The organism is Salmonella sp. GDC200615, from assembly GCF_050574145.1.
Classification (GTDB): domain Bacteria; phylum Pseudomonadota; class Gammaproteobacteria; order Enterobacterales; family Enterobacteriaceae; genus Salmonella; species Salmonella enterica.
On sequence record NZ_CP192247.1, the window covers coordinates 2400511 to 2422518 of the forward strand.

Below are 22008 nucleotides of genomic sequence, written 5' to 3' on the forward strand. Positions count from 1 at the left end.
ATCAGCGCCCTGTGGAAGGTCATTTCTCAGGCGACGACTTACTCTTTTGCAGCGTCTCTTTTAGCTGACCGATAAGCTGACAACGAAAATCACCGAGACGTGGTTTATCGTTATCGATCCACGGCAATGGTCGACATAGCTCCATCGCTTTTATTCCCAGTCGAGCGGTAAGGAGACCTGCGCCAATCCCCTGCGCCGCGCGCGTAGACAGGCGTGCGGCCAGATCCTGAGACATCCAGTCCATACCGACTTCACGCACCAGCTCACTGGCCCCCGCGAACGCGATATTCAGCAACACCAGACGGAACAGACGAAGGCGGCTGTAATAACCAAGTTCAATGCCATACAGCGTTGCGATGCGGTTAATCAGGCGTAAATTACGCCAGGCAATAAACGCCATATCCACCAACGCTAACGAGCTGACGGCGATCATCAGAGTCGATTCCGCGGCGAAACGGCTAATCTCACGTCGCGCCTGCGCGTCAAGTACCGGCTGTACCAGATGCGCATACAAGCCGACGATTTCCCTGTCGTTTTGCGTTTCGTGAATAGCGGCATACCAACGTTGTAATGCCGGATGTGATTGATCAATCCCCGCCTGCTGCGCCAGTTTTTCGCAAAATGCGCGACCTTTCCCGACGCTATGGCTATGTAACAGTTCACGCGCCTCATCGCGCTCATGCGCCCGCTGGCGCAAGCGCCATAATCGCCGCCACTCCGTGACCACCGATCCCACGCCAGCGCCAATGATCAGCGCGCCTGCGGCACAGCCGCCTAAAGCGACCCAGTCCTGAGTTTGCCAGGCATTCATTGTCCACTGTACGCCTTGCTCGACCACGCTCGCGCCAAACAGCGCCAGCCCTCCCATCACCATTTTACGCCACAGACTGCGTTTGGGGCGCAGCGCGGCATCGACCGCCGCTTCTGCCACGCCTTCGTCTTCCGGGCGCTCATCGATAGCTGCAGGCGCAAATGTACGCGACTCCGCTTCGCTAAAAGTTTGCTGCGCTTTGAAGGCCGACGTAGGTTCCTCCTTTAGCGGTTCTGCAAAATCAATACGCGGTTTTAACGGTTCGCTCATCGCAGCTTATCTCCTATTAAAAACTCCAGCGCAGCGTCCAGACGAATATGTGGTAACGGTTTATCAACATCCATCACCTGCGGACGAAAGGCTTCGAACTGAAAACCCTGACTATCCCAAAACGCTTGTCCCGGCAAACGCGAAGGCACTTCGCCGGGGTACACGGTTAACGGCGCGCCGTCACTCAAACGGTTTCCACGTAAAGCCGGGATTTTTTCACCGTTGACCTCAATCACGCCGCTGGTGGTCGCCTGTACCGACGCCAGCCCCAGGCAATCCATACTAATGCCTTCAAACGCGGCATTTTGCCAGGCATCCTGAATAAGCTGCTGGAGCAAGGCCACCATATTGGCATGTTGGTCGAGGGTGACATGGTCGGCTTTCGTCGCGGCGAACAGCAATTTATCAATCACCGGCGAAAACAAGCGGCGAAACAGAGTCCGCTGGCCATAGTGAAAACTTTGCATCAACTGCGTTAAGGCGAGACGCATATCATTAAACGCCTGCGGCCCGCTATTAAGCGGTTGCAGACAGTCGACCAGTACAATCTGGCGATCAAAGCGTAGAAAATGATTTTTATAGAACCCTTTGACCACTTTTTCGCAATAGTAGTTAAAGCGTTCGCGCAGCATTCCAGCGTTGGTCTGTTTATCCGCCTGCGCCAGTTTTGACTCGCCGAAGGCGTCCACATCCGGCCACGGGAAAAACTGCAACGCTGGCGCACCCGCCATATCGCCCGGCAAAACAAACCGTCCAGGTTGAATAAAATGCAATCCCTGCGATTTACACTGATGCAAATAATCCGTCCAGGCGGCGGCAATCTCCGCCAGCCGGTTTTCATCGGCGGGTGCCAGCGGATCGAGCCCGTCGCAAAGTTGCCGCCATTTTGCGGCCCACTCAGCGCGTTGTCCTTGTAACAAGCCGTTCATCTGACGGGACCAGCTTAAATAATCCTGAGCCAGCATGGGCAGATCGAGTAACCATTCCCCTGGATAGTCCACAATCTCCAGATACAATGTCGAGGTATCTTTAAAATGGCGCAGCAGCGAGTCGTTGGAGCGATAGCGCAACGCCAGCCGAATCTCACTGACGCCGCGCGTCGGTGTGGGCCATGCGGGAGGATTGCCATAAAGCTGAAGTATCCCCTCATCGTAGGTAAAACGGGGAATACCAAAATCACGTTGAGGCACGCGCTTTACGCCAAGCAGGCGTTCTTCGCGTACCGCGCTGAGCAACGGTAAGCGCGCGCCCGCGTGGACATTAAGCAACTGGTTAACCATCGCCGTGATAAACGCTGTTTTACCGCTGCGGCTCAACCCGGTTACGGCAAGACGCAAATGCCTGTCTACCCCACGATTGACCAGCGCGTTGAGTTCAGTTTTAAGTCGCTTCATTGACATTCTGTTGAGCCTGAAGAGAAGAAAAAATAATAACGAGCCTGCGTTATAGATATGTGCAAAAACGTTATTATCAACTACCCGGAGAGATCAACAACGGCGCATTAAGCGCCGCGGTTAGTATGAGTATTGAGCAATAGATTATCTATTTTTTTACTTTCGGCATATCAAGACGACTGATGCCGCCCATATTCATCGCGTGCGTATACCCCATATCAAGCAACATTTGTTTTGCCATGCCCGACTGTCGTCCGGAGTTGCAATATAACTTTACCGTATCGTTCCTGTCTGGAACTACCGTTTCGATATGAGATTTAATCTCCTTCAATGGGATATTAATCGCGCCCTGAATATGCTCACGCTGATATTGTTCCGGAATGCGGACATCTATCCAGTATTCTGCGGCATAAAGCGGCATGGCTACGAATAACGCTAACGCAAATATTCCTTTTTTCAACATACTTCCGTCCTGACACGTAATGTATTTCGCACACACTATACGCCAGAGCTTAACGAAATATTATGACCAGACTCGCTATTTGTAACGCTGCGAAATTTTATTCGCCGCCTTACGAAGTACTGGCTCCAGCGCAAACGCCAGCAACATTTTTAGCGGACGACGGGCGACGGATTTTACCGCCCATCCCGCCACGCCGGCAGGCCCGTAGCGTAACGCGGTCAACAGAACCAGCTTACCTGCTATTTTGAAGCCGGGCTTCACCTTCTGCCCGACGCGTTGCCAGCGAGTATTCATCTTCACCTTCCCGATATAACACTTAAAGTTGACGGAAACGACTACGCAGTGTGAACGTATCTGACGTGACGTAGCGTTCCATTTCTCGCAAACGCTTTTCGCCTGCGGCAAGCTCTCTGTCTACGGTATCCAGCAGTTCGCCGCTGGTCGGCTGCGATTTGCCTGCGGCCAGATTATCCGGCATAGGGTCCAGTACAAAAGACAGAACGATATAGGCCACTACGGTAAAAAACGCCAGCCCAAAGAAAATCGACAGCACGACCAGAATACGCACCAGTTTTACCGGTACATCAAGGTAGTCGGCGATCCCGGCGCAAACGCCACGCACCATGCCCTTTTGCGGCATACGCCATAGTTTTTTATTCAGATTGATTCCACCCATTAGCGCTCTCTCCAGTTCGGATGCTCTGCATCAAGAATGTCTTCCAGCGCCTGAATGCGCTCGCGCATACGTTGCGCATCGTCTGTGAGTTGCAGTAAGCGTTGCTGCTCGCTTTGCGACAGTTCTCCCCGACCGGCGCGGTTGCTGTAATGCAGCCACAGCCAAATCGGTAACACAAACAACACAAAAATGGTTAACGGGATGGCCAAAAATAGCGCGCTCATGCGTTCTCCTTACACCTAAAGCTGATGAGCGACGGCGCGTATCGGCGCCGCCATTGTCATTATTGATTATCTTGCTTCATTTTGGCTTTCAACTGCGCCAGCTGCTCGCTGATTTCATCATCGGCTTTCAGGTTGGCAAACTGTTGGTCCAGCGATTGCTGCTTACCAAAACGATGGCTTTCCGCTTCCGCTTCCATTTGATCGATACGACGTTCAAAGGATTCAAACCGCGCCATGGCTTCATCCAGTTTGCCGCTGTCAAGCTGACGACGGACATCGCGGGAAGAACTCGCCGCCTGATGACGCAGCATCAGCGCCTGCTGGCGAGCGCGTGTTTCGCTGAGTTTGTTTTCCAGCTCGCCAATCTCTTTCTTCATGCGCGCCAGCGTGTCATCCACCAGCGTGACTTCCTGTTCAAGCGTAGCAATTAAATCGGTCAGCTTTTGTTTTTCAATCAATGCGGCGCGCGCCAGATCGTCTTTATCTTTGCGCAGAGCCAGTTCCGCTTTTTCCTGCCACTCGGTCTGCTGAACCGTAGCCTGTTCAATGCGACGGGATAACTGTTTCTTTTCCGCTAAAGCACGCGCGGAGTTCGAGCGAACCTCCACCAGCGTATCTTCCATCTCCTGAATCATCAGGCGCACCAGCTTCTGCGGATCTTCCGCTTTTTCCAACAACGCATTGATATTGGCGTTCACGATGTCGGCAAAACGAGAAAAAATACCCATAATTCAATCCTCACATAATGTTCTGATAACGGGCGATGCCCTGCTACATGGTTAATACAATTTGCGTGCCAACTTTTTATACCACTGATAGTAAAGGAATTATTTCGTTTTACCTCGCCAGCAAAAAAGGATAAAGTGGTGAAAAACACTAACAAGTGGCGATTTTCATCATGGCTGAATTTAAAGATAACCTGCTCGGCGAGGCAAACCGTTTTCTTGAAGTACTGGAACAAGTCTCCCGGCTCGCGCCGCTGGATAAGCCAGTGCTGATTATTGGCGAACGCGGTACGGGTAAAGAACTTATCGCCAATCGCCTGCACTATCTCTCTTCACGCTGGCAGGGGCCGCTTATCTCGCTTAACTGCGCAGCGCTTAACGAAAATCTGCTGGACTCCGAACTGTTTGGTCATGAAGCGGGTGCTTTTACCGGGGCGCAAAAACGCCATCCCGGTCGCTTTGAACGCGCCGATGGCGGCACGCTGTTTTTGGATGAACTGGCGACAGCGCCAATGCTGGTACAGGAAAAGCTACTGCGGGTGATTGAATATGGCGAGCTAGAGCGCGTCGGCGGCAGCCAGCCGTTACAGGTTAATGTGCGATTAGTATGCGCCACCAATGCCGATTTACCCGCCATGGTAAAGGAAGGAACATTTCGTGCCGATCTGCTCGACAGGCTGGCTTTTGACGTTGTACAACTGCCGCCGCTGCGCGAACGTCAAAGCGATATTATGCTGATGGCCGAGCATTTTGCTATTCAGATGTGTCGTGAGCTACGTCTGCCCTTATTTCCCGGTTTTACCGATCGGGCAAAAGAAACGTTGTTGCATTACGCCTGGCCGGGTAATGTCCGCGAGCTGAAAAACGTAGTCGAACGTTCAGTGTATCGCCACGGCAGCAGTGAACATCCTTTGGATGAAATTGTTATCGATCCTTTTCAACGCCATTCCGCCGAACCGCCCACGCCCGCCCTGCCAGCGGCATCCGCCACGCCTGACCTGCCGCTCAAGTTGCGGGAGTTTCAACTGCAACAGGAAAAAGCGCTGCTGCAACGTAGCTTACAACAGGCGAAATTTAACCAGAAACGAGCCGCCGATTTGCTGGCACTCACCTACCACCAGTTTCGCGCCTTGCTTAAAAAGCATCAGCTTTAGCTATTTCTCCGGCTAATTGACGACATTTACGCCAGTTATCCACCGACATTTTTACGTGGCGGGCCGAAGTGCGATACACTTTGCAAATTGAACTTCAAAAACTTAACTATTATGCGCCTGGTTTTATCGTCTCTGATCGTGATAGCGGGTCTACTGAGTAGTCAGGCTACGGCTGCGGCTGCGCCCGAACAAACTGCGAGTGCAGATATTCGCGATAGCGGCTTTGTGTATTGTGTCAGCGGGCAGGTCAACACCTTTAATCCGCAAAAAGCGAGCAGCGGCCTCATCGTCGATACCCTGGCAGCCCAGTTATATGACCGCCTGTTGGATGTCGATCCCTATACTTATCGTTTAGTCCCAGAGCTGGCAGAAAGCTGGGAAGTGCTGGATAACGGGGCAACGTACCGTTTTCACCTGCGCCGCGACGTTTCCTTTCAAAAAACCGCCTGGTTTACGCCGACCCGAAAACTCAATGCTGATGATGTCGTCTTTACCTTTCAGCGGATTTTTGATCGTCGGCATCCGTGGCATAACATCAACGGCAGTAGCTTCCCCTACTTTGATAGCCTACAGTTCGCCGACAATGTAAAAAGCGTGCGTAAGCTGGACAATAACACCGTTGAGTTTCGCCTGACGCAGCCAGACGCCTCCTTTTTATGGCATCTGGCTACACACTACGCTTCCGTCATGTCCGCTGAGTACGCCGCGCAGCTTAGCCGAAAAGATCGTCAGGAACTGCTAGACCGCCAACCGGTCGGCACCGGGCCTTTCCAGCTTTCGGAGTACCGTGCCGGACAGTTTATTCGTCTCCAGCGCCACGATGGGTTTTGGCGCGGCAAACCGCTGATGCCGCAAGTGGTAGTGGATTTAGGCTCCGGCGGTACCGGGCGTTTATCGAAATTACTGACCGGTGAATGCGATGTTCTGGCCTGGCCCGCCGCCAGCCAGCTAACTATTTTACGCGACGATCCGCGTTTACGTCTGACGTTGCGCCCGGGGATGAATATCGCCTATCTGGCCTTTAACACCGATAAGCCGCCGTTGAATAATCCCGCAGTGCGCCATGCGCTGGCCTTATCGATCAACAACCAGCGTCTGATGCAGTCGATTTATTACGGCACGGCGGAAACCGCAGCCTCCATTTTACCGAGAGCCTCATGGGCTTACGATAACGATGCCAAAATTACGGAGTACAATCCGGAAAAATCGCGCGAACAGCTAAAAGCGCTGGGCATTGAGAATCTTACGCTGCATCTCTGGGTGCCGACCAGTTCTCAGGCCTGGAACCCAAGTCCGCTAAAAACGGCGGAGCTTATTCAGGCGGATATGGCGCAGGTTGGCGTAAAAGTGGTCATTGTGCCGGTTGAAGGTCGTTTTCAGAAGGCGCGCCTGATGGATATGAATCACGATCTGACCTTATCCGGCTGGGCCACGGACAGCAACGATCCGGATAGCTTTTTCAGACCACTGTTAAGCTGTGCGGCCATCAATTCGCAAACCAATTTCGCCCACTGGTGTAACCCTGAATTTGACAGCGTGCTGCGTAAAGCACTGTCGTCGCAGCAGTTGGCTTCGCGCATAGAAGCATATGAGGAAGCGCAGAATATCCTGGAAAAAGAGCTGCCGATACTGCCGCTGGCATCATCACTACGCCTGCAGGCTTACCGCTACGATATTAAAGGGCTGGTGTTAAGCCCGTTCGGCAATGCGTCTTTTGCCGGCGTCTCCCGCGAAAAACACGAAGAGGTGAAAAAACCATGATTATCTTCACCCTGCGTCGGTTATTGCTGTTGCTGGTGACGCTATTCTTCCTGACCTTTATCGGCTTTAGCCTGAGCTATTTTACGCCGCACGCGCCGCTACAAGGCGCATCATTATGGAATGCCTGGGTTTTCTGGTTCAACGGTCTGCTGCACTGGGACTTTGGCGTGTCCAGCATTAACGGCCAGCTGATCTCCGAACAGCTTAAAGAGGTGTTTCCCGCCACGATGGAGCTGTGCATTCTCGCCTTTGGTTTTGCGCTGATGGTCGGCATCCCGGTCGGGATGCTGGCTGGCGTGACGCGTAGCAAATGGCCGGATCGTTTTATCAGCGCGCTGGCGCTATTAGGTTTCTCAATTCCGGTTTTCTGGCTGGCGCTTCTGCTCACACTGTTCTTTTCGCTCACGCTGGGGTGGCTGCCGGTATCCGGGCGATTTGACCTGCTTTATGAAGTTAAACCGGTTACCGGTTTCGCCATCATTGACGCCTGGATTTCAGATTCGCCATGGCGTGATGAAATGGTGATGAGCGCCATACGGCATATGGTTTTACCGGTGCTCACGCTCTCCGTCGCGCCGACCACAGAAGTGATCCGCCTGATGCGAATCAGCACTATTGAGGTCTACGATCAGAACTACGTTAAAGCGGCGGCCACGCGCGGCTTATCGCGCTTTACGATTTTACGCCGTCACGTGTTGCATAATGCGCTGCCGCCGGTCATTCCCCGTCTTGGTCTGCAGTTTTCAACCATGTTAACGCTGGCGATGATTACCGAAATGGTTTTCAGCTGGCCTGGGCTGGGACGATGGTTAATTCACGCCATTCGTCAGCAGGACTATGCCGCTATTTCCGCTGGCGTGATGGTCATTGGGTCGCTGGTTATTGTGGTCAATGTGATTTCCGATATTTTGGGTGCTATGGCTAACCCTCTGAAACATAAGGAATGGTATGCCTTACGATAGCGTATACAGCGAAAAGCGCCCGCCAGGCACCCTGCGCACTGCCTGGCGTAAATTTTATAGCGACGCGCCTGCGATGGTGGGTCTGTATGGATGCGCCGGTCTGGCGTTGCTGTGTATTTTTGGCGGCTGGATCGCGCCCTATGGTATCGATCAGCAATTTCTGGGCTATCAGCTACTGCCACCCTCCTGGTCACGCTATGGCGAAGTCTCCTTTTTTCTGGGGACTGACGATCTGGGGCGCGATGTGCTGAGCCGCCTGTTAAGCGGCGCGGCGCCCACGGTCGGCGGCGCGTTTATCGTAACGCTGGCGGCTACGCTATGTGGATTAGTCCTCGGCGTAGTGGCAGGCGCGACGCACGGTTTACGCTCTGCCGTGCTGAACCATATTCTGGACACGCTGCTTTCCATCCCTTCGCTCTTGCTGGCGATTATCGTCGTGGCATTTGCCGGCCCACATCTGTCACACGCGATGTTTGCCGTCTGGCTGGCCCTGTTGCCGCGAATGGTACGTTCCGTCTACAGCATGGTGCATGATGAACTGGAAAAAGAGTACGTCATTGCCGCCCGTCTGGATGGCGCGACAACGCTGAATATTCTGTGGTTCGCCATTTTACCGAATATTACCGCCGGTCTGGTCACCGAAATTACCCGGGCGCTGTCGATGGCGATTCTGGACATCGCCGCGCTGGGATTTTTAGATCTCGGCGCGCAGCTTCCCTCTCCTGAATGGGGCGCCATGTTGGGGGATGCGCTGGAGCTAATCTATGTCGCGCCGTGGACCGTTATGCTACCCGGCGCGGCGATAACGCTCAGTGTTTTACTGGTAAACCTGCTCGGAGATGGGATTCGTCGTGCGATTATTGCGGGGGTGGAATAATGCCGTTACTGGATATCCGCAATCTCACCATTGAATTTAAAACCAGCGAAGGTTGGGTAAAAGCGGTCGATCGCGTCAGTATGACATTAAGCGAAGGTGAAATTCGCGGCCTGGTAGGTGAATCGGGTTCCGGAAAGAGCTTGATTGCTAAAGCTATTTGCGGCGTCGCGAAAGACAACTGGCGAGTCACTGCCGACCGTATGCGTTTTGATGATATCGATCTGCTGCGCCTCTCCTCACGTGAACGGCGTAAGCTGGTCGGACATAATGTGTCGATGATCTTCCAGGAGCCGCAGTCGTGCCTTGATCCTTCCGAACGCGTCGGCCGCCAGTTAATGCAAAATATTCCCGCCTGGACCTATAAAGGCCGCTGGTGGCAGCGTTTAGGCTGGCGTAAACGGCGTGCAATTGAATTACTGCACCGGGTGGGAATTAAAGATCATAAAGACGCGATGCGCAGTTTTCCCTATGAACTGACCGATGGCGAGTGTCAGAAAGTTATGATCGCTATCGCGCTGGCGAATCAACCGCGACTCCTGATCGCTGATGAACCCACCAACTCAATGGAACCGACGACGCAGGCGCAAATTTTTCGCCTGTTGACGCGACTGAATCAAAACAGTAATACCACCATTCTGTTGATTAGCCACGACCTGCAAATGCTGAGTCAGTGGGCTGACAAAATCAACGTTTTATACTGCGGCCAGACGGTAGAAACCGCGCCAAGTAAAGATCTGGTGACGACGCCACATCATCCTTATACGCAGGCGCTTATCCGTGCGATTCCGGATTTTGGCAGCGCGATGCCGCATAAAAGCCGTCTCAATACGCTGCCGGGCGCGATCCCGCTACTGGAGCAGTTACCGATAGGTTGTCGTCTGGGGCCGCGCTGCCCTTACGCGCAACGAGAATGCATTATCACGCCACGCTTAACCGGCGCGAAAAATCATCTCTATGCCTGTCATTTTCCGCTGAATATGGAGAGAGAGTGATATGGTGGAAACTCTGCTTGAAGTGCGCAACCTGAGTAAAACCTTTCGCTACCGGACAGGATGGTTTCGCCGCCAGACCGTCGACGCCGTGAAACCATTAAGCTTTACGCTTCGTGAGCGTCAGACCCTGGCCATTATCGGCGAAAACGGTTCCGGCAAATCCACGCTGGCAAAGATGCTGGCCGGCATGATTGAACCCACCAGCGGCGAGCTTCTTATTGACGATCATCCCCTGCATTACGGCGACTATTCGTTTCGAAGCCAACGTATTCGAATGATTTTTCAGGCCCCCTCAACGTCACTGAATCCACGTCAACGTATTTCGCAGATCCTTGACTTCCCCCTGCGCCTTAATACCGATCTGGAGCCGGAACAGCGGCGCAAACAGATTGTCGAGACGATGCGTATGGTGGGGCTATTGCCCGATCACGTGAGCTACTACCCGCATATGCTGGCGCCGGGGCAGAAACAGCGTCTGGGCCTGGCCCGCGCGCTGATTTTACGCCCTAAAGTCATTATCGCGGACGAAGCGCTGGCTTCGCTTGATATGTCCATGCGCTCGCAGCTCATCAATCTGATGCTTGAATTGCAGGAAAAGCAAGGCATCTCCTATATCTATGTCACGCAGCATATCGGCATGATGAAGCATATTAGCGATCAGGTATTAGTGATGCATCAGGGGGAAGTGGTTGAACGCGGCAGCACCGCCGATGTGCTCGCCTCTCCGCTACATGAGCTTACCCGCCGTTTAATCGCAGGCCATTTTGGCGAGGCGCTGACCGCTGACGCATGGCGAAAGGATCGCTAAGCGAAACAAATACCCTCAGTTCGATTCTCTGAGGGTGTTCATGCGACTGCCCAACAGCAATGTTTCAACCTCTTCTAACGCAACGGAAGGAAATAACGTGCCCTGGGTTGCCCAAATGCCTGCCGTTTTTAACACCGGCAAATAGCGTGTGTTTTCCTGGCCCCCCACCACGATCTTGTCACAATAACGCCGGATATGTTTGACAAGCAGCGGAAACGTCATTTTTTCAATTTGTGAGACAAAAAAGCTGCGATCAAGTTTTACGCCGCTAAAACACCCGCAAACTAATGGCGCAGCAGTTGCATTCCCTACGCCCAGGTCGCCCAGCCATAATGGATTAGGTTGCTTATGAAGCGCGTGTATTAAAGGATCGATTAAGGCGTTATCTTGACATGAAAAATGTTCAGCGACCTGCAGCTCCACAAATAGCATGGCGTGTAGTAATGCGCGAATATCTTTATCCTGAAGGACAAGCTGCGCCATACCCCGATCAATATTTACGATACAGAATAGGCCGTGGCGTAGAAACCAGCCATGTTTGGCCGCGATTGTCCGCAACAGATCAAGCAGAAAACGGCGCTTCTGCGAATTGTCCCATGACGAGATAACAAACTCAGGGTGTAGCGGACGAGCGGGCGACGATGCAAAATGGGTAGTGATTTCGACACCCAGTAAATCCCCCTCCATTGCCCTTATCGGCTCTGCCATAAAAAAATAGCGCATGTGACCACTCCACTTGATCTTAACTCCCTGATAATGCGCTTTTAACGCAAATCAATCAATAAAAACGATCAATATATAAAAAATGATCGAAAAAAACAATATATGTTAACTTCATGATAACTTGCTAATTTTATGTTTTGAGAATGTTCTTCTATTGCTATAAGGAAATTTACATACTACGCCGAACAACGCTAATACGACGGCATGAGACCATCCGTAAAGCCAGGTTTTTCTTGTCAGGCAGAGGGGAAAAATCAAGGCGAGTTAATGTTGTTACACCATTGCGAGGCATTTCACCCACTATGGCAGCGCGGCATCGCCAACCCTAGTGGCGAGTTGCATCTCCGCTACAGGCTGTCCAGATCCCCCGAACGACCTTTAAGCGAATAGCAACTCTCAATAATTGATCGGTAAATCTGTAGCGAATGTGCCCCCGGCGATTCGCAGAAAAGAACGGAACTAAATGCTATTTTTTTAATTCATCCTTTAATACCTTAGCCACAAGAGTCCCTTCCTCCGGCGCGGCTAGTTTAAAACGTCTTCCTGGCGCAGGTGTCTGTTCTTCCTCTCCGATTAACGCATCAAGATCCGTAATAAGTGACTTATAATATTCAACATCTTCAGTATTTCCTTCGGTCTCGGCCCGCTTTAATTTTATCATGTGATGGGCCTTAATTTGCTCTTCCAGTTGCCTTGTTGCAAGAGAAACGCTTCGCTGTTGCCGTGATTCTTGTGATAACACGATTTGATCGCCATCCACAAAGAAAAGAACCCCTCTTTAACCAGAATATTACCTAAGATATTTATATCATGCATATAAACCCCCCGGGATTTAAGAAGCGCCTCCGCTATTCGATAGTTATCTTCATCTTCAACATCGAACTCCTGACCTTGAATATATTTTGAAACTAAAACCGTAACGTCTTTACCATTAATATTCATGATGGCCGAACGAGAAAAATTCTTGTCGCCATTGGCCATATTCAAATACTTACTGACACGCTCAGGATGACAATTACGATGTTCCTGAGAGTTAACATCCACTTTTATTCCCCGCTCATTAATTGGAATCTTAACAACAAAGTCATCATGTAACCGATAGACTGTCCCATAACTTCCGCTACCTATTTTATTTTTTTCAATATCACGCATGCGAATATTTTTCTGAAACTCCGGCGAGTTAATAAACGCCTCTATTGCCGCTGGTTGTGATGCATCCGTCTGATCAATAGCGCCGCTCTCATCACCAGACGCCGTGGCGGGCGTGGTCAGGAAGCCTATCAAACGTTGCTCAAAAGCCTCATAGATTCCATTACTACCTGCCTCGCTCGGCGGTAGATTATCATTACCCAAAGCGGCAAGCGTAATTTCCCCGTTATTATAATTAAACATCGTTTCTTTTAAAAAATCGACGCAACGTTCAGAACACTCCGTCTCGGTCACTAATACTCCATCGTAAAACATCTGTAGTAGTAACATATTTTCTTGATGTGCTAATACCTCTACAGTGTATTTATCTATTGTTTCAGGTCTGGAGGCATCAATAAGTTTAATATATCCAAGAAGGGGGCGCCATCGTGTACAGTCTTCATCTCGCTTCGAAAATGGTCCTGGAGAGAAAGGCCCTTTAATATCGGGATGCTCTTTTTTTGGCACAGTAGATTATAGATTTCTCTATAATCAGAAATTAAACTTCGCCTGGTAAATATATTCCTGAAAAAATCTATAAATTTCTCACACGTTGAAAAAACATGTTCTCTTTTATTATCGATGATATCTCTTAAATACCTTTCTGATATCTGGCAACTATGATTTCCGATATGAAATGTAAACGGCATATGTCTCATCCTCTGAAAATTTATTATAATACACATGCAAACATATAAAAACCTGGTTTGTAACTACTGTAATCACCTGATTTCCAAAATTTTTCATATTCAGTATTACTCTGCATCAATAAATAGAGAAAACCTTCAGCGCTTAAAAAAGAAATTATTTTTGTTAAGCATTTGCTGGTTAAAATTACATGTCCATAACACCGCTAATAGGTGAGGTAAACCATTTGGATGAATATTCAGGCTTCCTACAGAACCTTTATTTGTCTGGTGGAAAGCGCATCGCTATCGTACTTGCTATCCGTCCCGGTGTCTCTGGTTGGATGAGGCGAACCTTACACCAGCTGGTATACTGCACCCTAGGGCCTGTCCCATTAGACTCTTTGATTTGCCAGTTTGGCCCTGGGAGTGCTCAAAATCCTCAGGGGCTTCGTTACCGTGTGGTTTTAGAACGTCACCTGCCGGAGATAGCGGCGGAAAAATAGCGTGACACACGGGGCCAGGAGTGGGATATAATTTCAGACTAATTTCGAATAATGTTGAAAAGTTGCTGTTAACCATTGTTCGTAAAAGCAAAAAATAAGCAATGACTATAAGGATTAAAGCTATGGGTTTTCTTTCCGGTAAGCGCATTCTGGTCACTGGCGTGGCCAGTAAACTGTCCATCGCCTACGGTATCGCACAGGCGATGCACCGCGAAGGAGCTGAACTGGCGTTCACCTACCAGAACGACAAACTGAAAGGCCGCGTAGAAGAATTTGCTGCCCAGCTGGGTTCCAGCATCGTTTTACCGTGTGATGTCGCTGAAGATGCCAGCATTGACGCTATGTTTGCGGAGCTGGGTAACGTTTGGCCGAAATTTGACGGTTTTGTACACTCGATCGGTTTCGCGCCTGGCGATCAGCTGGACGGCGATTATGTTAATGCGGTTACCCGCGAAGGCTTTAAAATCGCTCACGATATTAGCTCTTACAGCTTTGTTGCCATGGCGAAAGCCTGCCGCACCATGCTGAATCCGGGTTCTGCGCTGTTGACCTTGTCTTATCTGGGAGCGGAGCGCGCCATCCCGAACTACAATGTCATGGGTCTGGCGAAAGCCTCTCTGGAAGCCAACGTGCGTTATATGGCAAATGCAATGGGGCCGGAAGGCGTTCGCGTCAACGCCATCTCTGCGGGTCCAATCCGCACGCTGGCGGCGTCCGGTATTAAAGACTTCCGTAAAATGCTGGCGCATTGTGAAGCCGTTACGCCAATTCGTCGCACCGTGACCATTGAAGATGTGGGTAACTCAGCGGCGTTTCTGTGTTCCGATCTCTCGGCAGGCATTTCTGGCGAAGTCGTCCATGTTGACGGCGGGTTCAGCATTGCGGCAATGAATGAACTGGAACTGAAGTAAGCACATTAAGTTTATTAGCGGGCGGCACGGCTGTGCTGCCCCATTCCCCTCACTCACCGCTCATCTCGTTATATAGCGTTCTGATATTTGTTATCACCTAACAATCTTTCATCCCTTTCCCGCATACGCCAGGATAATCCAGCATAAACGATCCGACGCCGAATCATTATCGATCGCCATTTCATCCTCGGGAAACCCTATGGAACAATGCCGAAAAGCGGGTAAAAGCCACTGGTATCATGAAACACAATCCACTATGTCGTCACAACCCCCGCTTTCGCTGATGCCGGAAGCCGCGTATGTTAACGATCGTTTTTTACTGGATTTAACGGTATCAGAAACCGCGTTGACGCCTTTTGAGTCATGGTTAAAGCCCGCTCACCAGTTGGCGGATGTCTTATTTCCCCGCACGGTTCTCAACGACCGGCTTCATACGTTTAGCACCTATGAACGTATGAGCACCGCGCTGACCGCCGCTCAGGTATTTGGGGTTCAGCGTTTGTGCCGCTATTATGCCGCGCGTCTGGCGCCGCTACCTGGCCCTGATGCCTCAAGAGAGAGCAATCAACGGCTGGCGCAAATTACGCAATACGCTCGTCAGCTTGCCGGCTCCCCCTCCGTTATCAATACGCGAGCCCGCGAACAGCTTGCAGAGGTGGGATTAACCGCCCGGGATACCGTACTCATCAATCAGATCATTGGGTTTATCGGTTTTCAGGCGCGGGTAGCGGCGATATTTCAGGCGTTTTGCCGTCTGCCCGTGCGCGAACTGCCCGGCCAGGAGATGCAGCGCTTTGCCAGGGCCGCGCGGTTTCAAAACCCCCAGACGATATGGCGGCCCGCCGCCAGTCTGGTAGAATATCCTCCAGCCCATACCAAAGTTCGGCGGCAATATTCGTCTTCACAATGCCAAATGATGGCGCCGGTACTCATGCGCGATCCGTCTTCATTCGCGTTACTCGAACGCATACTGACCAGCACATTACACACTGCATCGCCCCCTTCTTTACTTCCACTTATCACGCTCCTCACATCCATCACGTATCAACGGCAGCGCCGCCTGCTTTAACGAACAGGCAACCCAACCTGGCGCGTGGCGTCGCGCTGTCATCACGTTACGCCAGGAAGACGACGACATCGCTCGTTGGGAACTTGAGCCTGCGCTGACACAGGCGATACAATGGCTCACCAGAGCGCCCGATCGCTTTAGCGCCGCGCATTTTTTCCCGCTACTCACCAGGGGAGTTTCATCGGAGCAGGCCATTAATATGTTAGGCTGGTGCGGCGTGTGCGGATGGTTAAATCGTTTAAAAATCGCGTTGGGCGAAACCTATTAACTCATCCATTACTGAAAGAGCGCTTGCTGCGCCAGGCAGAATCGCGTAAAACTGTCAGCCGCTCTTTTGGCTACGAAAATAGACGAATATGTTTCAGGACAACCCGCTGCTAGCGCAGCTTAAACAGCAACTGCATTCCCAGACGCCGCGCGCTGAAGGGGTCGTAAAAGCCACGGAAAAAGGCTTTGGCTTCCTTGAGGTTGACGCGCAAAAAAGCTATTTCATTCCTCCGCCGCAGATGAAAAAAGTGATGCATGGCGATCGTATCGTCGCGGTCATCCACACGGAAAAAGAACGTGAGTCTGCCGAGCCGGAAGAACTGATCGAACCGTTCCTGACGCGTTTTGTGGGAAAAGTTCAGGGTAAAAATGACCGCCTGTCCATCGTGCCGGATCATCCGTTGCTGAAAGACGCGATTCCCTGCCGCGCCGCGCGCGGCGTTCAGCATGAGTTCAAAGAAGGTGACTGGGCGGTTGCCGAAATGCGCCGCCATCCGCTTAAAGGCGACCGTTCGTTTTACGCCGATTTAACGCAGTACATCACCTTTGCCGACGATCACTTTGTTCCCTGGTGGGTTACGCTTGCCCGCCATAACCTGGAAAAAGAAGCGCCGAACGGCGTAGCGACGGAGATGCTGGACGAAGGGCTGGAGCGTCAGGATCTGACCGCGCTGAATTTCGTCACTATCGATAGCGCCAGCACTGAAGATATGGATGACGCGCTATATGCTGAGGAATTAGCGGACGGCAGACTCCAGCTTACGGTGGCTATCGCCGATCCTACCGCCTGGATTGCCGAAGGCAGTAAGCTGGATAACGCCGCGAAAATTCGCGCCTTCACCAACTACCTGCCGGGCTTCAATATTCCTATGCTGCCACGTGAGCTGTCTGACGATCTGTGCTCACTGCGCGCCAACGAAGTGCGTCCGGCGCTCGCCTGTCGCATGATAATCTCCGCGGACGGCACCATTGACGATGATATCGCCTTTTTTGCGGCCACCATCGAATCGAAGGCCAAGCTGGCGTACGACAATGTCTCCGACTGGCTGGAAAATAACGGCACCTGGCAGCCGGATAACGAAGGCATTGCCCAGCAGATTCGTCTGTTGCACCGTATTTGCCTAAGCCGCAGTGAGTGGCGTCATCATCATGCGTTAGTCTTTAAAGACCGCCCGGATTACCGCTTTGTGCTTGGCGAAAAAGGCGAAGTACTGGATATTGTGGCGGAACCGCGCCGTATCGCTAACCGTATCGTAGAAGAGTCGATGATCGCCGCTAACCTTTGCGCCGCGCGCGTACTGCGCGATAAGCTCGGTTTCGGTATTTACAACGTACATACGGGCTTCGATCCCGCGAATGCCGACGCGCTGGCCGCGCTGCTGAAAACGCATGGTCTGCATGTCGATGCCGAAGAGGTGCTGACGCTGGAAGGCTTCTGTAAACTGCGTCGCGAACTGGATGCGCAGCCCTCCGGTTTCCTTGACAGCCGCATTCGTCGCTTCCAGTCTTTTGCGGAAATCAGCACCGAGCCGGGGCCGCATTTCGGTCTTGGTCTTGAGGCTTACGCCACCTGGACCTCTCCTATCCGTAAGTATGGCGATATGATTAACCATCGCCTGCTGAAAGCGGTCATCAAGGGGGAGGCTATTGCGCGTCCGCAGGAAGATATCACCCAGCAAATGGCGGAACGCCGTCGCCTGAACCGCATGGCGGAGCGCGATGTCGGCGACTGGTTATATGCACGCTTCCTTAACGATAAGGCGGGGACAAATACCCGTTTCGCGGCAGAAATTATTGACGTCAGCCGCGGTGGTATGCGTGTGCGACTGGTCGATAACGGCGCTATCGCCTTTATCCCTGCCCCGTTCCTGCACGCCGTTCACGATGAACTGGTATGCAGCCAGGAAAACGGTACGGTACAGATTAAAGGTGAGACGGTTTATAAAGTGACGGATGTCATTGATGTCACTATTGCGGAAGTTCGCATGGAAACCCGCAGCATTATTGCCCGACCGGCAGCGTAACCACGCTTAGCTCGCTCAACGGCCTTTGCTGAGAAGGCAAAGGCCGTTTCTTTTCTTCTTCTCCCTTCCGTCATGCTCTAAGTTTAATCTTATTCAAGCGCCCCATTTCTTGTTATTTTTAGCTGGCGACTATGCTTTTTCCAGAATCTGGATTACATATGAATACATAGATAAAACAATACGTTCAGCCATAATTACCCTTATGTATAACATGGCTAACCTTTCTTTTCGGGCACCTGGCGCTTAAATGGGATGGTACGCATGATGAAACAGATTCAGGAACAAACGGCGCTAAATCCCCTTCACTCTCACTGGCGTCTGGCTGATGACCGCAACGTGCTGTATCTCTCCCCGACAGGTGAAACGGATACAGAAAAAACGGTCGAGCTATCGCCGGAGCAAGCCGGGCGTATCCGGGAAATAACGGCGATTACGTCCAGTCTGCTGATAACGTTGTTGATAGAAAAACAGGTTACCGCTGTGCACCTGGTAGGCCGTAAGATTAATAACCGTGAATGGGCTGGCAGCCTGGCAACCTGGCCTGATACGCCTGCCGTCACGCCAACGCAGGCGCAGGAGCTCTCTTTTGCCGAGCAAATCGTATCAGAAGCCAACTCAGTCATTGCGATACTGGATAGTCGGGGAAAAATCTGTCGATTTAATCGGTTATGCGAAGAGTACACGGGCTTAAAAGAGCGAGATGTAATTGGTCAAAGCGTCTTTAAATTATTTATGAGTCGCCGGGAGGCGGTTGCCTCCCGGCACTACATTGAGAATTTTTTTCGCAATGGCAATGCCTATGAAATCGAACGCTGGATAAAGACCCGTAAAGGCCAACGCCTGTTCTTATTTCGTAATAAATTTGTCCATAACGGTAGCGGAAAAAACGAAATTTTCCTGATCTGCGCAGGCACGGATATCACCGAAGAAAGGCGGGCTCAGGAGCGTTTACGCATACTGGCGAATACAGACACCGTCACCGGCCTGCCCAATCGCAATGCTATCCATGAATTTATTAATCATGCTATTGCCTCGGCTGGCGAGTCGCAAGTGGGTATCGTTTATCTCGATCTGGATAACTTCAAGAAAATTAATGACGCCTATGGGCATATGTTTGGCGATCAGCTCTTACAGGCCGTTTCGCTGGCGCTGTTGAGTTGTCTGGAGGAAGATCAATTGCTGGCCAGACTGGGGGGAGATGAATTCATTGTCCTCGCTGCCCATACGTCTCAGGCCGCGCTGGAAGCAGTAGCCTCACGAATCCTTACCCGTCTGCGGCAACCGTTTCGTATTGGACTCATTGAAGTTTACACGGGATGCGCCATTGGCATTTCGTTGGCCCCCCGGCACGGACAGGACAGCGACAGTCTCATTCGCACTGCCGACACCGCAATGTATAACGCCAAAGAAGGCGGCCGCGGTCAGTTCTGCGTTTTTTCGCCGGAAATGAATCAGCGCGTATTTGACTATCACTGGCTGGATACAAACCTGCGAAAAGCGCTGGAAAACGACCAGTTACTTATTCACTATCAGCCCAAAATTACCTGGCGCGGCGAAGTACGTAGCCTGGAAGCGCTGGTACGCTGGCAATCGCCGGAACGCGGATTAATTCCGCCGCTGGAGTTCATCTCATACGCCGAAGAGTCAGGACTCATCGTCCCGCTGGGCCGCTGGGTGATTCTGGATGTGGTTCGCCAGATTGCGAGATGGCGCGATAAGGGGATTAACTTGCGCGTAGCCGTTAACTTTTCGGCGCGACAACTGGCCGACCAGACGCTTTTTACTGCGCTTAAACAGGCTTTGTACGATCTGAATTTTGAGTATTGCCCGATCGATGTCGAGCTAACGGAAAGCTGCCTGATCGAAAACGACACGCTGGCGCTATCGGTTATCCAGCAATTTAGTCAGCTCGGCGCCCAGATTCATCTGGATGATTTTGGCACCGGGTATTCTTCGCTTTCTCAACTCGCCCGGTTCCCTATTGATGCCGTTAAACTGGATCAGGCTTTCGTCAGAGATATCCATAAGCAACCGCTGTCGCAATCTCTGGTTCGGGCGATTGTCGCGGTGGCTCAGGCGCTAAATTTACAAGTGATTGCCGAAGGCGTAGAAAATGCTAAAGAAGATGCCTTCCTGACAAAAAACGGCGTCAATGAACGACAGGGCTTTTTATTCGCCAAACCTATGCCCGCCGTTTCTTTTGAACGCTGGTACAAACGTTATCAGACGAAAAAAATGCGTTAATGGCGGCGATAATAGGGAGAACAGCCTGTGCAGACAGGCTGTTCTCCCTATTTTTCCCTTCTCTTTTCAGATTAATTTCTGCATCATGAATTGAAACCTTTTCTGACATTAAGGATGACAAACATGTCTGATATCGAAGCACAACGAATTGCCGCACGCATTGATACCGTGCTGGATATCCTTGTTGCTGGCGATTACCACTCGGCCATCAATAACCTTGAAATATTGAGAGCAGAGCTGTTAGATCAGGTTAAAGACGGTATCTCGCCATCCCAGGCTCCCGGGTCGCCCAGGGAAATCTGATAGCGATTATTTGTCCGGGATGGCCGTTAGCCCTTCCCGGCTCTCTGACTGTCTGTTGACTCCTCTTAACGAATAAAATTAATACTATGAACTCCCGACAACAATCAATTTTGCAAATGGTGGTTGATAAAGGCCAGATGAGCGTTGCTGAACTGGCGAAAATTACCGGCGTATCTGAAGTCACGATTCGTCAGGATCTGAATACCCTGGAAAAGCAGAGCTATTTACGCCGTGCGCACGGTTTCGCCGTTTCGCTTGAGAGCGATGACGTAGAGACTCGCATGATGACGAACTACACGCTAAAACGCCGACTGGCGGAGTTCGCCGCCTCGCTGGTCAGTCCAGGGGAATCCGTTTTTATTGAAAATGGCAGCAGCAATGCGCTATTGGCCCGGACGCTGGCGGAACAAAAAGATGTCACGATCATCACCGTGAGCAGTTATATCGCGCACCTGCTCAAAGAGACCCCTTGCGAAGTCATTCTCCTCGGTGGAATCTATCAGAAAAAAAGTGAAAGCATGGTAGGGCCGTTGACGCGACAGTTTATCCATCAAGTGCATTTCAGCAAAGCATTTATCGGTATTGATGGCTGGCAGGCTGATACCGGTTTTACCGGACGCGACATGATGCGATCGGATGTAGTTAACGCTGTTCTGGAAAAAGGCTCAGAAGCGATTGTCCTCACCGACAGCTCCAAATTTGGCTGTGTGCATCCCTATCCCCTGGGCCCGCTCTCTCGCTTCCATCGTGTCATTACGGATTCCAAAATTTCCGCCAGCGATCAAATGCAGTTAGAACATGCGGGGCTGCTAGTCAATGTTATTGGCTCATCCGTTTAAAATATTTCCCGATGGTTTGCCCTATGGCAAATCATCCTCTCTCTAAGACTTTTCTGACATCCCAATTAAGACTATTTACCTGTTGTAACGAGCGTAACGTCGTAAAATTAATATTAGCGAAATAACAGGAAGTGACTATCACCTGCGTGATATACCCCTGCGCAATAAGGTTTTACGGAAAATCTCTTAAC

The 22008-nt window shown here is 51.3% G+C and carries 20 protein-coding genes and 3 pseudogenes; 14 read left to right on the forward strand and 9 right to left on the reverse strand.

The features are described from left to right. Nucleotides 1-19 precede the first annotated feature (19 nt). The 7 genes from ACQ29O_RS11475 to pspA all read right to left on the reverse strand — a co-directional run bounded on the left by ACQ29O_RS11475 (nt 20) and on the right by pspA (nt 4566). Nucleotides 20-1081, reverse strand: a complete 1062-nt coding sequence (locus ACQ29O_RS11475) for a YcjF family protein (RefSeq protein WP_253336055.1) — start codon at nt 1079-1081, stop codon at nt 20-22. Continuing rightward, complete coding sequence (locus ACQ29O_RS11480) at nt 1078-2475, reverse strand: YcjX family protein (RefSeq protein ID WP_000825860.1); 1398 nt, start codon at nt 2473-2475, stop codon at nt 1078-1080. Before ACQ29O_RS11480 ends, ACQ29O_RS11475 begins: the two co-directional genes overlap by 4 nt. Nucleotides 2476-2623: 148 nt before the next feature. Beyond that, nucleotides 2624-2938, reverse strand: a complete 315-nt coding sequence (pspE, locus tag ACQ29O_RS11485) for a thiosulfate sulfurtransferase PspE (protein ID WP_000913432.1) — start codon at nt 2936-2938, stop codon at nt 2624-2626. A gap of 75 nt (nt 2939-3013) precedes the next feature. Beyond that, nucleotides 3014-3232: a phage shock protein PspD gene (gene pspD / locus ACQ29O_RS11490; protein ID WP_001097610.1), complete on the reverse strand. Its 219-nt coding sequence runs from the start codon at nt 3230-3232 to the stop codon at nt 3014-3016. Between the two features lie 22 nt (nt 3233-3254). After that, nucleotides 3255-3614 carry an envelope stress response membrane protein PspC gene (pspC, locus tag ACQ29O_RS11495; protein ID WP_000508940.1) on the reverse strand — a complete coding sequence of 120 codons (360 nt, stop codon included), beginning with the start codon at nt 3612-3614 and terminating at the stop codon, nt 3255-3257. Next, nucleotides 3614-3838: an envelope stress response membrane protein PspB gene (pspB, locus tag ACQ29O_RS11500; RefSeq protein WP_001274953.1), complete on the reverse strand. Its 225-nt coding sequence runs from the start codon at nt 3836-3838 to the stop codon at nt 3614-3616. Before pspB ends, pspC begins: the two co-directional genes overlap by 1 nt. Before the next feature lie 59 nt (nt 3839-3897). Continuing rightward, a complete protein-coding gene (pspA, locus tag ACQ29O_RS11505) occupies nt 3898-4566 on the reverse strand; it encodes a phage shock protein PspA (RefSeq protein WP_000511010.1) in 669 nt (222 codons plus the stop codon). Between the two features lie 170 nt (nt 4567-4736). On the opposite strand from pspA, the gene pspF reads away from it, so the two are divergent. The 6 genes from pspF to sapF all read left to right on the forward strand — a co-directional run bounded on the left by pspF (nt 4737) and on the right by sapF (nt 11117). Beyond that, complete coding sequence (gene pspF, locus ACQ29O_RS11510) at nt 4737-5717, forward strand: phage shock protein operon transcriptional activator (RefSeq protein WP_001675625.1); 981 nt, start codon at nt 4737-4739, stop codon at nt 5715-5717. Nucleotides 5718-5828: 111 nt separating this feature from the next. Continuing rightward, nucleotides 5829-7478, forward strand: a complete 1650-nt coding sequence (sapA, locus tag ACQ29O_RS11515; RefSeq protein ID WP_001241621.1) for a peptide ABC transporter substrate-binding protein SapA — start codon at nt 5829-5831, stop codon at nt 7476-7478. After that, the gene (sapB, locus tag ACQ29O_RS11520) at nt 7475-8440 is read left to right on the forward strand and encodes a peptide ABC transporter permease SapB (protein WP_000583298.1); all 966 of its coding nucleotides are present in this window, start codon (nt 7475-7477) and stop codon (nt 8438-8440) included. The genes sapA and sapB overlap by 4 nt, the downstream gene beginning before the upstream one ends. Continuing rightward, nucleotides 8427-9317, forward strand: coding sequence for a peptide ABC transporter permease SapC (gene sapC / locus ACQ29O_RS11525; RefSeq protein WP_001146150.1), 891 nt, complete (start codon nt 8427-8429; stop codon nt 9315-9317). The genes sapB and sapC overlap by 14 nt, the downstream gene beginning before the upstream one ends. After that, nucleotides 9317-10309 carry a peptide ABC transporter ATP-binding protein SapD gene (sapD, locus tag ACQ29O_RS11530; protein WP_001128869.1) on the forward strand — a complete coding sequence of 331 codons (993 nt, stop codon included), beginning with the start codon at nt 9317-9319 and terminating at the stop codon, nt 10307-10309. The genes sapC and sapD overlap by 1 nt, the downstream gene beginning before the upstream one ends. A 1-nt stretch (nt 10310) precedes the next feature. Continuing rightward, nucleotides 10311-11117: a peptide ABC transporter ATP-binding protein SapF gene (gene sapF / locus ACQ29O_RS11535; RefSeq protein WP_000230460.1), complete on the forward strand. Its 807-nt coding sequence runs from the start codon at nt 10311-10313 to the stop codon at nt 11115-11117. 15 nt (nt 11118-11132) lie between these two features. Here the strand turns inward: sapF and ACQ29O_RS11540 are convergent, their stop codons facing one another. Both ACQ29O_RS11540 and steC read right to left on the reverse strand, forming a co-directional pair. Beyond that, nucleotides 11133-11840, reverse strand: a complete 708-nt coding sequence (locus ACQ29O_RS11540) for an EAL domain-containing protein (protein WP_001268403.1) — start codon at nt 11838-11840, stop codon at nt 11133-11135. A 466-nt stretch (nt 11841-12306) separates the two neighbouring features. Then, nucleotides 12307-13678: pseudogene (steC, locus tag ACQ29O_RS11545) on the reverse strand (SPI-2 type III secretion system effector kinase SteC). 34 nt (nt 13679-13712) lie between these two features. Here steC and ACQ29O_RS11550 point away from each other — a divergent pair. From ACQ29O_RS11550 to ACQ29O_RS11585, 8 genes and pseudogenes are all read left to right on the forward strand, one after another. Next, nucleotides 13713-13892: a hypothetical protein gene (locus ACQ29O_RS11550; RefSeq protein WP_014341090.1), complete on the forward strand. Its 180-nt coding sequence runs from the start codon at nt 13713-13715 to the stop codon at nt 13890-13892. Beyond that, a pseudogene (locus ACQ29O_RS11555) lies at nt 13867-14165 on the forward strand (hypothetical protein). The gene ACQ29O_RS11550 and the pseudogene ACQ29O_RS11555 overlap by 26 nt, the downstream one beginning before the upstream one ends. Nucleotides 14166-14282: 117 nt before the next feature. Continuing rightward, nucleotides 14283-15071 carry an enoyl-ACP reductase FabI gene (fabI, locus tag ACQ29O_RS11560; protein WP_000506501.1) on the forward strand — a complete coding sequence of 263 codons (789 nt, stop codon included), beginning with the start codon at nt 14283-14285 and terminating at the stop codon, nt 15069-15071. A 199-nt stretch (nt 15072-15270) separates the two neighbouring features. Then, nucleotides 15271-16252 (forward strand): annotated as a pseudogene (locus tag ACQ29O_RS11565) (carboxymuconolactone decarboxylase family protein); the annotation flags it as partial. Between the two features lie 244 nt (nt 16253-16496). Further along, the gene (locus ACQ29O_RS11570; RefSeq protein ID WP_000485049.1) at nt 16497-18431 is read left to right on the forward strand and encodes an exoribonuclease II; all 1935 of its coding nucleotides are present in this window, start codon (nt 16497-16499) and stop codon (nt 18429-18431) included. Nucleotides 18432-18692: 261 nt separating this feature from the next. Further along, nucleotides 18693-20675, forward strand: a complete 1983-nt coding sequence (pdeR, locus tag ACQ29O_RS11575; protein WP_024143596.1) for a cyclic di-GMP phosphodiesterase — start codon at nt 18693-18695, stop codon at nt 20673-20675. Nucleotides 20676-20798: 123 nt separating this feature from the next. Then, nucleotides 20799-20978, forward strand: a complete 180-nt coding sequence (locus ACQ29O_RS11580) for a hypothetical protein (protein WP_253336057.1) — start codon at nt 20799-20801, stop codon at nt 20976-20978. A gap of 86 nt (nt 20979-21064) precedes the next feature. Then, the gene (locus tag ACQ29O_RS11585) at nt 21065-21817 is read left to right on the forward strand and encodes a DNA-binding transcriptional regulator YciT (RefSeq protein ID WP_001088593.1); all 753 of its coding nucleotides are present in this window, start codon (nt 21065-21067) and stop codon (nt 21815-21817) included. Nucleotides 21818-22008 lie beyond the last annotated feature (191 nt).

Coding starts and splice junctions, on each gene's coding strand:
- ACQ29O_RS11475 (WP_253336055.1), bottom strand. CDS start 1,081: ATGAGCGAACCGTTAAAACCGCGTATTGATTTTGCAGAACCGCTAAAG.
- ACQ29O_RS11480 (WP_000825860.1), bottom strand. CDS start 2,475: ATGAAGCGACTTAAAACTGAACTCAACGCGCTGGTCAATCGTGGGGTA.
- pspE (WP_000913432.1), bottom strand. CDS start 2,938: ATGTTGAAAAAAGGAATATTTGCGTTAGCGTTATTCGTAGCCATGCCG.
- pspD (WP_001097610.1), bottom strand. CDS start 3,232: ATGAATACTCGCTGGCAACGCGTCGGGCAGAAGGTGAAGCCCGGCTTC.
- pspC (WP_000508940.1), bottom strand. CDS start 3,614: ATGGGTGGAATCAATCTGAATAAAAAACTATGGCGTATGCCGCAAAAG.
- pspB (WP_001274953.1), bottom strand. CDS start 3,838: ATGAGCGCGCTATTTTTGGCCATCCCGTTAACCATTTTTGTGTTGTTT.
- pspA (WP_000511010.1), bottom strand. CDS start 4,566: ATGGGTATTTTTTCTCGTTTTGCCGACATCGTGAACGCCAATATCAAT.
- pspF (WP_001675625.1), top strand. CDS start 4,737: ATGGCTGAATTTAAAGATAACCTGCTCGGCGAGGCAAACCGTTTTCTT.
- sapA (WP_001241621.1), top strand. CDS start 5,829: ATGCGCCTGGTTTTATCGTCTCTGATCGTGATAGCGGGTCTACTGAGT.
- sapB (WP_000583298.1), top strand. CDS start 7,475: ATGATTATCTTCACCCTGCGTCGGTTATTGCTGTTGCTGGTGACGCTA.
- sapC (WP_001146150.1), top strand. CDS start 8,427: ATGCCTTACGATAGCGTATACAGCGAAAAGCGCCCGCCAGGCACCCTG.
- sapD (WP_001128869.1), top strand. CDS start 9,317: ATGCCGTTACTGGATATCCGCAATCTCACCATTGAATTTAAAACCAGC.
- sapF (WP_000230460.1), top strand. CDS start 10,311: ATGGTGGAAACTCTGCTTGAAGTGCGCAACCTGAGTAAAACCTTTCGC.
- ACQ29O_RS11540 (WP_001268403.1), bottom strand. CDS start 11,840: ATGCGCTATTTTTTTATGGCAGAGCCGATAAGGGCAATGGAGGGGGAT.
- ACQ29O_RS11550 (WP_014341090.1), top strand. CDS start 13,713: ATGCAAACATATAAAAACCTGGTTTGTAACTACTGTAATCACCTGATT.
- fabI (WP_000506501.1), top strand. CDS start 14,283: ATGGGTTTTCTTTCCGGTAAGCGCATTCTGGTCACTGGCGTGGCCAGT.
- ACQ29O_RS11570 (WP_000485049.1), top strand. CDS start 16,497: ATGTTTCAGGACAACCCGCTGCTAGCGCAGCTTAAACAGCAACTGCAT.
- pdeR (WP_024143596.1), top strand. CDS start 18,693: ATGATGAAACAGATTCAGGAACAAACGGCGCTAAATCCCCTTCACTCT.
- ACQ29O_RS11580 (WP_253336057.1), top strand. CDS start 20,799: ATGTCTGATATCGAAGCACAACGAATTGCCGCACGCATTGATACCGTG.
- ACQ29O_RS11585 (WP_001088593.1), top strand. CDS start 21,065: ATGAACTCCCGACAACAATCAATTTTGCAAATGGTGGTTGATAAAGGC.